The sequence below is a fragment of the Cytobacillus sp. Hm23 genome (genome assembly GCF_051842895.1).
Lineage (GTDB): Bacteria > Bacillota > Bacilli > Bacillales > SM2101 > Nanhaiella.
Genome location: NZ_JBPXRQ010000008.1, coordinates 157,470 through 172,092 on the forward strand (window position 1 = coordinate 157,470; position 14,623 = coordinate 172,092).

Sequence of the window (14,623 nt, forward strand, 5' to 3'; positions counted from 1 at the left end):
AACAATTTGATTATTTACATATTTTGTTAAGTATAACTATAACGTTATTGCATTGATTGTTTTCGCCATATCACTACAACAAACAAATTTAACTTACCCTCGATGATTGTAAAATATCAAGCCAATTTACAAAGATGAGTCTTTTGAAAAGAAGGGGATGTCCAAAAAGTCAATTCACGACTTTTAGACGCCCCTAGTTGAAAGTGTAGAACATTGATATATCAGTGTATTATCAATCGGTATGTTCTACCAACAAACACTTTATATTATTCACTAAATAAAATATCGTTTGCTCTATCTTGAGCTGCACCTAACGTTTCTTTTGCATCTTTACCACTTAATGTTATTTCTTCTAAAGCAGTACCAATAACCTCATCATTAACTTTTAACCAATCTGTTAAGCGTGGACGTGCAACAGCTGTTTCCATTTGTTGTAAAAACACTGATAGATTTTCATCTTCTGCATACTTAGGATCTTCAGCTGCTTCTAATTGAACAGGGAAATTACCTGTAATATCAGCAACAGCAATTGAATTTTCTTTAGATGTTAAAAATTTAACTAATCCCCATGCCGCTTCAGCATTATCACTATTTTCATATACTACGATGTTATCTCCACCGATATTTGAATAAGATTGAACACCTTCTTTAGAAGGAATTAACGCAACACCAAAGTTTAAATCAGGGAAGTTGTTTTTGAATGTGTCAATTTCCCATGGGCCACTAATTTTCGTTGCAAGTTTACCATTTCCGAAAGCATCTTGGCTGTCACGAACTGCTAAATCCGAGTATTTGTATAAGCTGTTCAACAATTCAGCAGCTTCAACTCCTGCCTCTTCACCAAATGTTGCTTCAGTCTCATCTGCATTTACCATACTTCCGCCTCCACTATGAACAAAAGCAGGGAATAACCAAGCTGCCCAGCCACCAGTACCGACTCCTTCATAAGCACCGATTTGATCCTTCACATACACCTCTTCTCCCATTGCCACCCAATCATCCCAAGTTGCTGGTGGTGTAGGTACTAAATCTTTATTATAGAAAAGAGCTACAGTCGTTTGATTAAGTGGTAATCCAAATAAGTTTCCATCTACTACATTCGTATCGAATGCGCCTGTGAAATATTGCGTACGATCAATACCATTTTCACCATCTGCAAATTCATCTAGTTGTAGTAATGTACCATCTTCAGCAAACTTTGGCACTAACGGTTGGTCTAAATATGAAACATCAGGGTTTTTGCCAACAGCAATTGCACTATTTAACTTGGTATTAAAATCATCCTTTGGAATATATGACGTTGTTATTGTTACGTCATTTGCTTCTTCATACTCCTCAATTAGTGCATTCAAAGAGTCTTTATGTTCTTTTGAACCTGGCTCATAAGCCCAAAATTCAATTTCATTGCCCCCTTTGGCACCTCCAGCTTTATCTCCTTCATCAGCAGTACCACAACCGGCTAAACCAATTGTTAAAGCAACAGCTGACGCAAATGGCATGAATTTTTTCATGTTAATCATTGTTAAGTTCCTCCTTATAGTTCAATATTTTCTATTAGTTTGTAGAGATTTCACTAATGGTATTCAAAAATATGATAAACATCTTTAATAGGACGTCCTACCAAAATATGAGTTAATCCACCTCCTTAAGGTGTTAACGTTAACATTCATTTGAAAAACTTTATAGACCCATAACATGAATCCAAAAGTTTTTTTTTAGTATCTAATAAGCATACTACTAATGATGTATCATTAATCTAACTGACTATCGTTAATACTGCTAACAGAATTTCGTTTAACTAATGACGGCTTCATCATCTGTTGCACGACTGCACCTTCTGGGTTCTCAATTCTTTCTAAGACCATTCTAGCTAGCTGTTTCCCAGCATCATAAACAGGTTGCTCAATCGTAGTTAGTGATGGATAAGATAATAAATCTATGCCTAACCCATCAAACCCTGAAATTGATATTTCTTCAGGAACTTTCCTTCTTAATGTCCTAGCTGCTCTCATCGCTCCTAATGCAAGTACATCGCTTGAACAAAAGAGTGCGGTTACATTTTCTTTTGTAAGTAAATCAAGTGTTTTTTCATATCCGCAATTTTCTTCATTTGCTGTAAATCTCATAAATTTATTCTCGACTTTAATTTCATGATCATGGAGTGCTTCACAAAAACCGTGCAATCGATCAGTTGCAAAACGTTTGTTTTCATTAATACCAATGAAACCAATCCGTTGATGACCTTGCTCAATAATATGGTCAGTCATTAAATAAGACCCTTTTTTGTTGTCAACATCTAACCAATCAATATTTAGGTCGGTATGTCCGAATAACACAATAGGTATATCCATTAAACTAGCGAGCCAATCGTCATCTGTCTTATCTAAACCCATTGCAATAATACCATCACATTTCAAAGGGATGTCACGATCTCTTCTCAAAAGGAATGAATAGTAAGATTTACTTAACTCTTCACTAATACCAGCAATCACATTCATTACGAATGGATTAGCAGCCTCAAGCCTAATTGGAATGTATACGTGAATCACCTTTGTTCGATTAGAAACAAGAGCCTTCGCAGCGTGATTCGGTTTAAAGTCAAGTTCTTTCATATATTTCATTATTTTTTCTCTCGTCTCTAGCTTCACCTTCTCGGGTGTATTAATCACCCTTGAAACGGTTATTATCGAGACACCAGCGGCTTTCGCCACATCCTTCATTGTGGCCATGTTTTCCCCCTATGTGACTGTTAACGTTTACATTGATATTATACTCCCGACGATAATTAACGTCAATAAGTTTCACTTGTTTTTTTCATACAATTATATGAATTGAGTTATCTTTTCACCTGATCGACATTTATATAACTATCATTTCCATTTTAACGTAACAACACTTGCAGGTGGAACTGTGTATTCTCCTATGTTTCCTCTCCAACGAATTGATATATTTTGATCATTTTCTGAATTCTTATTTGCAATTGAAACTACTATTGATTGATCAGCATTCATAAAAGCAACTACATCTAATTGTGAGTTATCATTTTTTGCGTCTATTCGAATAGGGTTTTCAGCATTAGTCGGATGAACAAATTTACTTACTTGCCCAAGCGCATAATATTCGACTTCTTTTCTTACTATATTCTCATCATTATCAACTGTATACACACCACGGCAATTACCACAGCCTCCTAGATGAGGTCCAGATTGCTCATCTAATGCTAGGTTCCATAATAATACCATACTTGAATTATGCAACGGAGTACCTAAAATGATATTTTCCATATTCCACAGAAGATTGTCTTTAAAATTCGTAGCCCAACCTCCACCTGTTATTTCTGTCATATATAGTTCAGCATTAGGAAATTGTTCACTTATTTTATCAAACGCTTTACCGAAATCCTTAATCCCATCAGCTTCGTAACCATGAAATGCGATGCCTGAAATATACTTTGAAGCATATTCATCTTCAAGGAGAACCGAACCATAATTACCGATGTCTTCTTCAGCTCTAGTATTGTTATCTGTAAAATTGTGATCCCAGCCCATAATTTTTGTTTCAATCCCATTTGCTTCAAAGGCTGGACCTAAATAATTCCCAACAAAATCAGCCTGTTCAAAATGCTCCATATACATAGTTGGGTAATCTCCATGCATAAAATGAGGTTCATTTTGAACAGAGACATAATCGATCGTAAGTCCCTCATTTTCATATGCTTTAATATATTTGACAAAATAATTTGCATAAACATCATTAAATTCTGTCAAATAAGCTCCACCTAATAACGAATGCGTTGTTTTCATCCAAGCAGGGGCACTCCATGGAACAGATACTATCTTTACATGAGGATTGATTTCTTTAATTTGTTTGAGAACTGGAATGATAAATTCTTTGTCTGGTTCAATTGAAAAATTTGTTAATTCATTGTCAGTTTCATATGAATCCTCTAGGTCATTATATGTATAATGCTTTCTTTCTCCAAATACAGGTCCTACAAAATCACTTGAGCCCATAGGCACTCTGACAACTGAAAGTCCTATTCCATTTTCTGTTGAAAATAAACTTTCTAATATTTCATTACGCTCGGGGGAATTGACTATATTATACGCAGAGCTATGTGATATAGCAGCACCGTATCCATAAAATTCTTGATATTGTTTTTTATCATCAACAAGAATTTCTGTGTAATCTTGATCCTCCTTCGATAAACCTTTACCCCACGTAAGGTCTTCTTGACGTTCTAATAGGATGCTTTCATCACCTTTCGTAAGCCAAACTTCAGCAGGTTCTGCTTTTTTATTACTTAGTATATTATTACCCGATACAATCACTACACCTATAACAATAACACAAGTAAGTAGGATCGTTATAAACAAACTTCTCTTCTTCTTTAGCATCAATAACCCTCCCTCGAAACATTTTTATGATAACGTTATCATAATTAAATAAAATGTGTATGTATACACGATATTAAATTACATTAGAATTTTATAAAACGGATGTCACAACGTCAATACATATTTTTTTCTTAAATCTAATTTGGACTATAGAATTCAATATTTCTAAGTTTCACTTTCATTTTTATAAATATACATACTGAGTTAAAAAAGTCGGTTCTACCAAAACTAATGGTAGACCGACTTTAATAATTAGGCTTGCAGCTTTGCTTTATCTTCGTCAACTAACGCTCTACGTAAGATTTTACCGACTGCTGTTTTTGGAAGTTCATCACGGAAGTCATAAATTCTAGGCACTTTATAAGCTGCCAAGTGCTTTCTACAATAGGCATCCAGCTCTTCTTCTGTACAATGTTGACCCTCTTTAATTACCACATATGCTTTTACGGTTTCACCACGATAAGGATCTGGTATACCAGCAACAATCGCTTCTTGGATCTTTTCATTTTCATATAGAACCTCTTCTATTTCTCGAGGGTATATATTATAGCCGCCTGCAATGATCATGTCCTTTTTACGATCGACAATGAAGAAAAATCCATCTTCGTCCATATAGCCTAAGTCTCCAGTATATAACCAGCCATCTTTAAGCGTTGCTTCAGTTTCTTCTGGTCGATTCCAATACCCTTTCATGACTTGTGGTCCTTTAACTAAAATTTCACCAATTTCATTTACTTCCGCAGACTTGCCAGTTTCCATGGAAAGTATCATTGCATCGGTATCTGGCCAAGGTACACCAATACTCCCCACTTTCCTCTTGTCCCATACCATGTTAGCAATAACAGCTGGTGATGTTTCAGTAAGTCCATACCCCTCTACTAGACGTCCTCCACTAATTTTTTCAAATTGTTCCTGAACCTCTACTGGTAAAGGTGCCGAACCACTTATACATGCTTCAATGGACGATAGGTCATACTCATTGATTTTTGGGTGGTTTAATAAAGCTATATAAATTGTTGGAGCACCTGGAAAGATTGTAGGTTTGTGTTTATCAATAGCTTTAAGTGTATCTTGAGCATCAAACTTTGGTAATAATATCATTTTAGCTGCATACATAATCGAATAATTCATAACGGTTGTCATTCCATAAACGTGAAAGAAGGGTAGTAAACCTAAAACGCTTTCATTTCCTTTTTTGGATTTATATATCCAGTAATTACACATTGTTGTTTCAGATACTAAGTTCATATGTGTTAGCATTACTCCTTTGGATAAACCGGTCGTTCCTCCAGTATATTGTAGTAATGCCAAGTCTTCGTAAGGGCTGAATTTAATATTGATTTCTTTTGGATCATAATTTTTTAACACGTTCTTAAATAAATTTGTTTTACTATTTTCTTCAATTTTAACCACAATTCCTGATTGCTTTTTTTGTATATAAGGAAAAATCATGTTTTTTGGAAATGGAAGATAATCTTTGATGGAAGTTACAATGACGTGGTCTATATTTGATTTCCCTTTTACGTTCATTACTTTTGGATATAATAAATCAAGACACAAAATGAACGTAGCACCTGAATCAATAAGCTGATGTTCTAGTTCTCTTTCCATATATAAAGGATTTGTTTGAACTACTACTCCCCCTGCAAGTAGTACTCCATAATATCCAATAACCGCTTGGGGACAGTTCGGAAGCATAATTGAAACTCGATCCCCTTTTTTTAACCCCTTGTCGACTAAAAAATTTGCAAATGATAATGACTGATCATAGACTTGACGAAATGTCATTTCTTTCCCAAGAAAATGAAGCGCTTTCTTTTCTGGGTACTCTAATGCCGATTCCTTCAAATACTGGTGTAATGTTTTTTCCTCATAAGCAATAGAAGTCGGAATTTCCTTCGGATAATGCTGAAACCAGACTTTTTCTTTTCCCATCTTTTTTCCCCTTTCGACATTACAAGACATACACACATTACTAGTATAAAACAAAATTGTTAGTTTTTTAATATATTTTTGAATTTTTTTAATATAATAGGTTTGACCCCCAGCACTTTATTACATTACCGTGCTGGGGGTCAAACTCCTAATTAGCTTTTTTCTGTTTTTCTTTTTCTTCGTCAACTAAAGCACGACGGAGTATTTTTCCTACTGCTGTTTTCGGTAATTCATCACGGAATTCATAGATTCTCGGTACTTTATAAGCAGCCAAATGCTTTCGGCAAAACGCATCTAGTTCTTCTTCGGTACACTCTTCTCCCTCTTTAAGTACAATGTATGCTTTCACTGTTTCACCACGATAAGCGTCTGGAACTCCTGCGGCAACTGCCTCTAGTATTTTGCTATTTTCATATAGCACCTCTTCTATTTCACGAGGATAAATATTATAGCCACCAGCAATAATCATATCTTTTTTGCGGTCGACTATGTAGAAAAATCCTTCTTCATCGACATATCCTAAATCTCCAGTTAAAAACCAACCATCTTTGAAAGAAGCCTCATTTTCTTCTGGACGGTTCCAATAACCTTGAGTAACTTGCGGCCCTTTAATAGCGATCTCACCAATTTCATTTACTTTTGCAGGTTCTCCTGTCTCCATAGAAAAGATGATGCCATCTGTATCAGGAAATGGGATACCAATGCTTCCTAATTTGCGCTTTTCCCACACGGTATTTGCTAGAGCAACCGCTGATGTTTCAGTCAGTCCATAACCTTCAACAAGCCTTCCACCACTTACTTTTTCAAATTGTTCTTGTACTTCTAATGGCAGAGGTGCTGAACCCGATATACATGCTTGGATCGAAGTCAAATCATAATCCTTAATTTTTGGATGATTCAATAATGCAATAAATATTGTCGGTGCCCCTGGAAATACAGTTGGCTTATGTTTATCAATTGCTTTTAATGCATCACCAGCATCGAATTTAGGTAACAAAATCATTTTCGCTCCATATAATGCTGAGAAATTTAATACTGTGGATAAGCCATAAACATGAAAAAATGGTAAAATACCTAAAACTATATTTTCTTTATCATTATTTTTATATAACCAATGATGGCACATAGTTGTAACTGACGTTAAATTATTATGTGTGAGCATAACTCCTTTGGATAAACCAGTTGTACCACCAGTATATTGTAGTAAAGCTATTTCATTTGGAGATACTTCGATGCTCAACTCATGGGCTTCATAGTTCTTGAGAATACTCTTTAATTTATGGGTATTACTATCTTCTTCTATAGTAACTACAATTCCATGTTGTTTTTTCTGAATGTAAGGATAGATGAGGTTTTTCGGAAATGGCAGGTAATCTTTGATGGAAGTTACAATGATGTGTTCGATTTTTGTCTTACCTTTTACATTCATTACTTTGGGATATAGTAAGTCAAGGCATAAAATAAAAGTTGCACTAGAATCTACTAGCTGATGCTCTAGCTCTCTTTCCATATATAAAGGATTTGTTTGGACAACTACTCCACCTGCCAAAAATACTCCAAAATAACCAATAACAGATTGAGGACAATTAGGAAGCATTATGGAAGCTGTGTCACCCTTCTTAAATCCCTTTTCTTTTAAGAAGTTAGCAAACTTAAGCGCTTGTTCATACAGTTCAGCAAATGTCATTTCTTTCCCTAAAAAATGAAGCGCTTTCTTTTCTGGCATTTTACTAGCAGTTTCCTTTAAAAATTCCTGCATCGTTTTTTCTTCATATTTAAGTGATTTTGGTACTTCCTTAGGGTAATGCTCAGTCCAAATCTTTTCAACTTGTTCTATATTCTCCACATTTCATCCCCCTTTTTACCTATTTTCAATTAGGCCTTATTTTAAGTATAAATGAAATTTGAAAGTTGTCTATTATATTTTGAATTTTTTAATTATTTAGTAATTAACATCCCCAATCCCACTGGTGCGAAAACATCTTAGTGGGATGAGGGACTACCCTTTAGAACCCGAGAGCTTTTATAATTTTTTGTCCAGGCATTCTATTCTTTCCTTTATACGGGAAGCTATGGATGTGTATAGCAGGGTTAAAGTTCAATTCAATGATTGCATAGTTTCCTTCAATTTTATCTTTAGTTATATCAGGAATCACCATGTCTACACCACAAATAGTTGCGCCAGCTGCTTTTGCTGCCTTTATTGCAACAGATTTATACTCGACTGGAATCTCATCAGTGTAGTCAATACTGTCACCGCCCGTGCTAATATTAGAATTTTCTCTTAAAAATATTCGTTCACCATGCTTAGGTATATACATAAAGTCTTTTCCCTGTTCTCGTAAAAACATCTTTTCAGGCTCTCCTAAATCTATTCTTTCCAATGGAGTCTTATATCCCTTTCCTCTCAAGGGGTCTTGGTTTTTTTCTACGACTAATTCTGTTATGTTACTATATCCATCTCCAATTACATTAGCAGGAACTCTATTAAGTATCCCAACAACATCATCACCTATAACAAGAAATCTGTATTCTTTTCCATCAACAAATTCTTCAATAAGGATAGAAGCGTCATGTGTAAAAGCTATTTCTACTGCTTTTTCAAACAAATGTCGTGTGAACCCGTTTTTTAAAATTGTAATTCCTAGTCCAAAATTTGTTGACTTTGGTTTAATAACTATTTCTTGATTGCAAAACAAACGATAAGCGTTTTTTGCCTCATTTATATTATTATAGTATTCACCATTAGGAACCTTTATCCCCGCATGGTTTAATACTTTCTTAGTCACTAGTTTGTTCTCCATAATTAAGACTGTGCTATATGAATCCAAAGACGTTTTGGTTGCTTGCTTCACATACTCTTGTTGAAATCCATCGTCCAATAATACAAAATTTTCCTGTCTATCTAAAATCTCAAAATTCACGCCCGTTTTAATCGCATTCATTAGTAGTATTTGTGTGGACAATTCAAGATCTTCATGGTGCAATAAGTTAAATTTCTTTATTTTACTTTCCTTCAAATGAACTTCTGCTAAATTTAAATGATAATCAATATACGAGTGCTCCTTTACCCCCTTCGATATCACAGAAGAAATAGTTATTTCTGGATTATCAATCTTCTCTTTGGCGCTTCTAATGATTTCTTTGTACTTATTTTCTTTTATTCCAAGTTGGAGAGCTAGATCTAACATCTTATCCAATATGTTATGTCCCCAATCATGCATACTTATTTTTTCGTGTTCATTTTTTAGCAACATTAACTGTGGCTTTCTACCTAAACTTGCAACGAGATTATGATTCTTTAACGCTATATTTTGATCAATGCCCTTCGTTTCCTTTTCATTGATAAAGAGTGTTAACAGGATAAAAAGGTGGAAAAATTCTAATGTATTAAGATCTATTCCCACTTTGTGCAATGGATTAAGATCTAAAATCCTAAATTCTACATAAGCAATGCCGTCTTTACTTAATGAGCTTAAATAATTTTTTTTATTATGAGGTTTTAATTTAACTGGGCTGTAATATTCTTCAACCCCACTTATCTCTCTAGTTTTAATTAACTTATTCAGGTCACGTAAGTACTCTTCAACATTACGGTGAGAAACATGAAAGTTTGTTTTATTTCTATAACCGCAAAGCCCATTTCTGAAAGAGCTTCCATATTCTAAATTATTATGTGAACGATCATCACATGTCGAGTCAAAACATTTTTCGGACACACTGGCGCCAAATAAATAGATAAGAAGCCATCTATATTTTAAGAAATTTCTACTGATTTTTAGATAAACCTCATTTTTAAACTCTTTAAATGAGAGCCCAGTGCTTAATTGTTGATGTATCATTTGTAGAAAATGTTCTGTAAAAGAAAAGTTAAAATGGATACCAGAAATGAGCTGTTTTTTCTTACCATATTTTTCAGCCAACTTCATTCTATACTCTTCAGCTCGGTGACCTTTTGCAGATGAATCATATCGAGCTATAGGAATCGTTTCTTCATTAGGTAATGAAGGAGGAGCGCTTTGAGGCCATAAATATTCATCCTCAAGCTCAAGTGACACGATGTGGTGAATATTTTCAAGAAAGTTATAGCTTTCTTGTATTGTGTTACATGTAGGTGTAATCATTTCTATTTGACTTTCAGAGAAATCAGTTGTGATAAAAGGGTTTTGAAGCTTGTTTCCAAACCCTACTGGATGAGGTGATAAAGCTAATTTACCTGTACGATCAACTCTGACATTTTCCTTTTCTAATCCAAAATTCCCTTCAAATACTTCTTTTTCAAGCCCTAATGTTTTTATTGTATTTAACAAGTTTATCGTTTCCAACATCCTCATGCTCCTTCTGATGTTTATTTCATCTAAATATGTTGCTCTTTTTGTAAGACTGTTTTCGCATTGATTGTTGTTTTTCGTACTAAAAATAAACGAAACGTTCGTGGCATCTTATCCCTTTTAAAATGAAGTCAATTACATAAATTAATTATTGCATCGCAATAGCAACAAAGTTTGCGAAAATAGTCTTTTATAGACAATGTTACTATTGTAACCAAATAAGAACTGCTAGAAGATGTTTTATGTGGTGACATCATTATAACGATGAAAAATGCCACGGGCAGCTTATTTATAGTAAAAAACAATCCATGTACAGAAGCTTTAATACAAATTATTGTACATTAATCAAAAACATTTGATGATTTTCTCAAAACTTCAAGTTTCTGCAAGTTTAGTACACTTAGCTTATCAAAGTCGATTATGATCAATTAAACCGTCTGTTTGATGTATAAACGAAAGCTTAATGACGAGGATTCAAGTCCTAAAATCGTAACCATTTCATATGTATGAACAACATTACTAGACACTGCAATCTTTAATTAGTATTAATCAAATATTTTTGATGTATGTACTCATCTTATTATGATAACCTTTAATAGTCAACTATAATTCAACTTAAATTATCAGATATACTTTAACACACTACCGTACTGGTGTTCTGATACTGAATACATATTTCAAATTGTAGGGCATACAATCTAGTGTTATCTATCTATTGGCTGTTTTCGAATGAATTGTTTTTCTCCCACCTATCAAGCATTTCATTCTATCTTACTACCTATAGTACTCGCTGTATCCTTACCTAGTATTTTACATTTTCTAATTGTACTATTTATCGAAAGGGGCCTAACTATCTTTAAAGGGGGATAATTTCCTTATGAATAGATTACCTGAACCATACAAAATAAAAATGATAGAGCCAATTCGGTTGATTTCTAGAGAAGAAAGAAAACATAAGTTAATAGAAGCTGGTTACAATCCTTTTTTATTAAAAAGTGAAGATGTATATATTGACCTGTTGACAGATAGTGGAACAGGTGCTATGAGTGACAGACAATGGTCCGGACTCATGCTTGGGGATGAATCATATGCTGGGAGTCGTAACTTCTATTACTTAAAGGAAACAGTCCAACAATTGACAGATTATCAATATGTCATTCCCACTCATCAAGGTCGTGGTTCAGAGCAAGTTCTATTCTCACAATTAATTAAGCAAGGGCAAGCTGTGTTAGGAAATATGCATTTTGATACAACAAAAGCACATATAGAGTTGAATGGTGGAAACCCAGTGAACCTCGTTATTTCTGAAGCATACGATACATCAAATCAGCATCCTTTTAAGGGGAATTTTGATACAAATAAATTAGAATCTTATATACAACAGCACGGTGAGGAGAATATTGCTTTTATTAATTTGACGATTACGTGTAATAGTGCTGGGGGACAACCTGTTTCTATGGAAAACATAAAGGCTGTTTCCAAAATCGCCAATAAATATCACATACCCGTCATTTTCGATGCAGCCCGCTTTGCAGAAAATGCATATTTTATCAAAATGAGAGAAGATGGCTATAAAGACAAAGATATACGTACCATTGTAAGAGAAATGTTCGCCTACGGAGATGGTTTAACGATGAGTGGCAAAAAGGACGGACTTGTAAACATTGGTGGACTCATTGTAATAAAGGAAGATGAGAAATTATTTGAACAGTGTACATCAACTATCGTACCATTAGAAGGTTTTCCGACGTATGGGGGGTTAACAGGTAGAGATATGCAAGCTCTTGCTGTTGGATTAAATGAGGTTGTTGAAATTGATTATTTACATCATCGCATAAGCCAAGTACAGTTATTAGGAAAACTATTAGTAAATTATGATATCCCCATTCAAGAGCCTATCGGAGGCCATGCCGTTTTTGTTGATGCAAAAAAGCTGTTACCACACATTGAACCTAGCGAGTTCCCAGCTCATGCGTTAGCATGTGAATTATACATTGAAAGTGGTATTAGAGGTGTTGAAATTGGTTCTCTTTTATTTGGAAGAGATAATAAATCTAGAAAAGACGGATTGTCTAAGTTAGAATTACTTAGATTAACTATACCGAGAAGAGTATATACTGACAATCACATTCAATATGTTGCAGAATCGTTAGGAAAATTAGCTCGTAAACGATCTCAAATTACTGGAGTTAATTTTACTTATGAACCAACTATACTTCGTCACTTTACAGCTCGTTTTAAACCTATCTAGCTTCAATATAACACGTAAATTGCCTTTTTCTATGAATGACCCATTTCATTAGAAAAAGGTTTTTTCATTGGCTGTTTTCGCCTTAATTGTTGCTTTCCGTAACAATTACTAAATACAAATATAACTCACTTTCTGGGAATCATATAATAGATTTCATTACATCAAAAGTAAGTGAGAAAAGCAGCAAAGTTCTCAAAAAAAAAAGCTTTTTTTATATCCCCTCTTTTCAACAAAGGCAGAGCACCCTCTCTTCACTAACACAATGATCTACTTCAGCACAGCTTACTTTTTTGTTCATCTAAGATTGAAAACTGTTCCTGTTTTTAACCACCCTAACAGTAAATGTATAATTACAATTCACTGTTTTCTTATTAATTGGACCCTATTACCGTTTTATTAAAAGAAGAATGAAAAGTCCCAGTTACACTCATTGTGTAAGTGCCTACCCTTAGTAAGAAAACAACATAAACCATATAGTTTACACATTGAATCGTTACTGATTATAAATAGTTGTAATTATTAGAAAAGTAGAAATATTTAAAATAGTTATAAAAACCTAAGGATTTATGAGCAATCTTTGCTATTTATTCATAAAATGAGGAAATTGTAGTGTTGACTCTCAACCGTTAGAATGATAAATTTTAAGAAAATTACAAAATAAAGTAAATCCAAGGATACCTTCATGTGAATGAGATGAGATGTATTTATTTAAGCTGGATGAATGATTGTATTCCTTAAACGGATTGTGAGTAAATATTATTTCAGTGAAATAAGCGTCTCTGTAACGAAATCCAAGCTTGTAATGCCTTTACGTCGTATTACAATTTACAGCGCAGAGAATTATGATGAAATATTAGAGTTTTTCAAGAAATAAGTACAAATTTAAAAGGATTAAGTTTAACTTAACAAATATAGAACGAACATCATTCTTGTTCTATATATGAAATAACGTATGTGAACAAAAGAATCTAGTGAACTTGGTCACAAGTAACGTAGTTTATGTCTACAGTCTTTCCTTGAGGATTCTTATATCAATCAACGAATATTTTTTCTTTTGATGCTAAATTTCCATTGATTATTGTTTTACGTACTAAGAAATTAACACGGATACGACTCTAGTTTCGTTGCATCTATTGTCACGTAAAACGGTGGCAATTGTATAAAACCTTGTTTTTTTGTGGAATTTTTATGTTATTAACTAGCCTTTGATAGAGCATCAAAATTATATGTTCTAAATTCATTTCTTCCACTGTTTTCTCATGAAGTTTGTATTTCAAATACCTAAACAAAAATTATTGCCCTTATCCAACGTATTTAAATAAATAGTAACAAAGTATACGAAAAGAGCCTCATTATTTTACTCTTAACGAATGGAGATGTTATGTATGCTTTTTAATGACAAACCTTGTGGAAATTATACAATTGATCGAATCGAAGGTGCGATCGCTGTCCTATTGTATAGGGAAGATACTTCTAAAGAAATAAATTTACCGTGTACAATGTTACCAGTTGATGCAGTGGAAGGAAGCTTGTTAGAATTATCTCTTGATAACCAAGAACATGTGCAAATTAAATTATTTCTCGAAGAGACAGAAAGTGCACGAAAGAGTGTAGAAGCACTACTACAGAAGTTAAGAGGTTGAATAAAAGCAAGCTAGCATCGTAAATAATTTCATGCTAGCTTCAAGAAATATATTGAAAAACCTAAT

At 33.9% G+C, this 14,623-nt stretch carries 8 protein-coding genes; 2 read left to right on the forward strand and 6 right to left on the reverse strand.

The genetic code is table 11. The annotated features are described in order from the left end of the window. Window positions 1-266: 266 nt before the first annotated feature. From ACSVDA_RS07105 to gshAB, 6 genes are all read right to left on the reverse strand, one after another. Entirely contained in the window at window positions 267-1,520 is a 1,254-nt protein-coding gene (locus ACSVDA_RS07105) for an ABC transporter substrate-binding protein (RefSeq protein WP_485881978.1), read from the reverse strand. 231 nt (window positions 1,521-1,751) lie between these two features. Next, window positions 1,752-2,729, reverse strand: coding sequence for a LacI family DNA-binding transcriptional regulator (locus tag ACSVDA_RS07110; RefSeq protein WP_485881980.1), 978 nt, complete (start codon window positions 2,727-2,729; stop codon window positions 1,752-1,754). Window positions 2,730-2,870: 141 nt separating this feature from the next. After that, window positions 2,871-4,397, reverse strand: a complete 1,527-nt coding sequence (locus ACSVDA_RS07115; protein WP_485881982.1) for a glycoside hydrolase family 30 protein — start codon at window positions 4,395-4,397, stop codon at window positions 2,871-2,873. A gap of 252 nt (window positions 4,398-4,649) precedes the next feature. Further along, entirely contained in the window at window positions 4,650-6,332 is a 1,683-nt protein-coding gene (locus ACSVDA_RS07120) for an AMP-binding protein (protein ID WP_214482281.1), read from the reverse strand. Between the two features lie 148 nt (window positions 6,333-6,480). Next, the gene (locus ACSVDA_RS07125; protein ID WP_485882028.1) at window positions 6,481-8,169 is read right to left on the reverse strand and encodes an AMP-binding protein; all 1,689 of its coding nucleotides are present in this window, start codon (window positions 8,167-8,169) and stop codon (window positions 6,481-6,483) included. 169 nt (window positions 8,170-8,338) lie between these two features. After that, entirely contained in the window at window positions 8,339-10,660 is a 2,322-nt protein-coding gene (gene gshAB / locus ACSVDA_RS07130; protein WP_485881985.1) for a bifunctional glutamate--cysteine ligase GshA/glutathione synthetase GshB, read from the reverse strand. 880 nt (window positions 10,661-11,540) lie between these two features. Between gshAB and ACSVDA_RS07135 the strand changes: the two genes are divergently transcribed. Then, entirely contained in the window at window positions 11,541-12,914 is a 1,374-nt protein-coding gene (locus ACSVDA_RS07135; RefSeq protein ID WP_485881987.1) for a tryptophanase, read from the forward strand. 1,385 nt (window positions 12,915-14,299) lie between these two features. Further along, a complete protein-coding gene (locus tag ACSVDA_RS07140; protein ID WP_485881989.1) occupies window positions 14,300-14,557 on the forward strand; it encodes a DUF3006 domain-containing protein in 258 nt (85 codons plus the stop codon). Window positions 14,558-14,623: the final 66 nt, after the last annotated feature.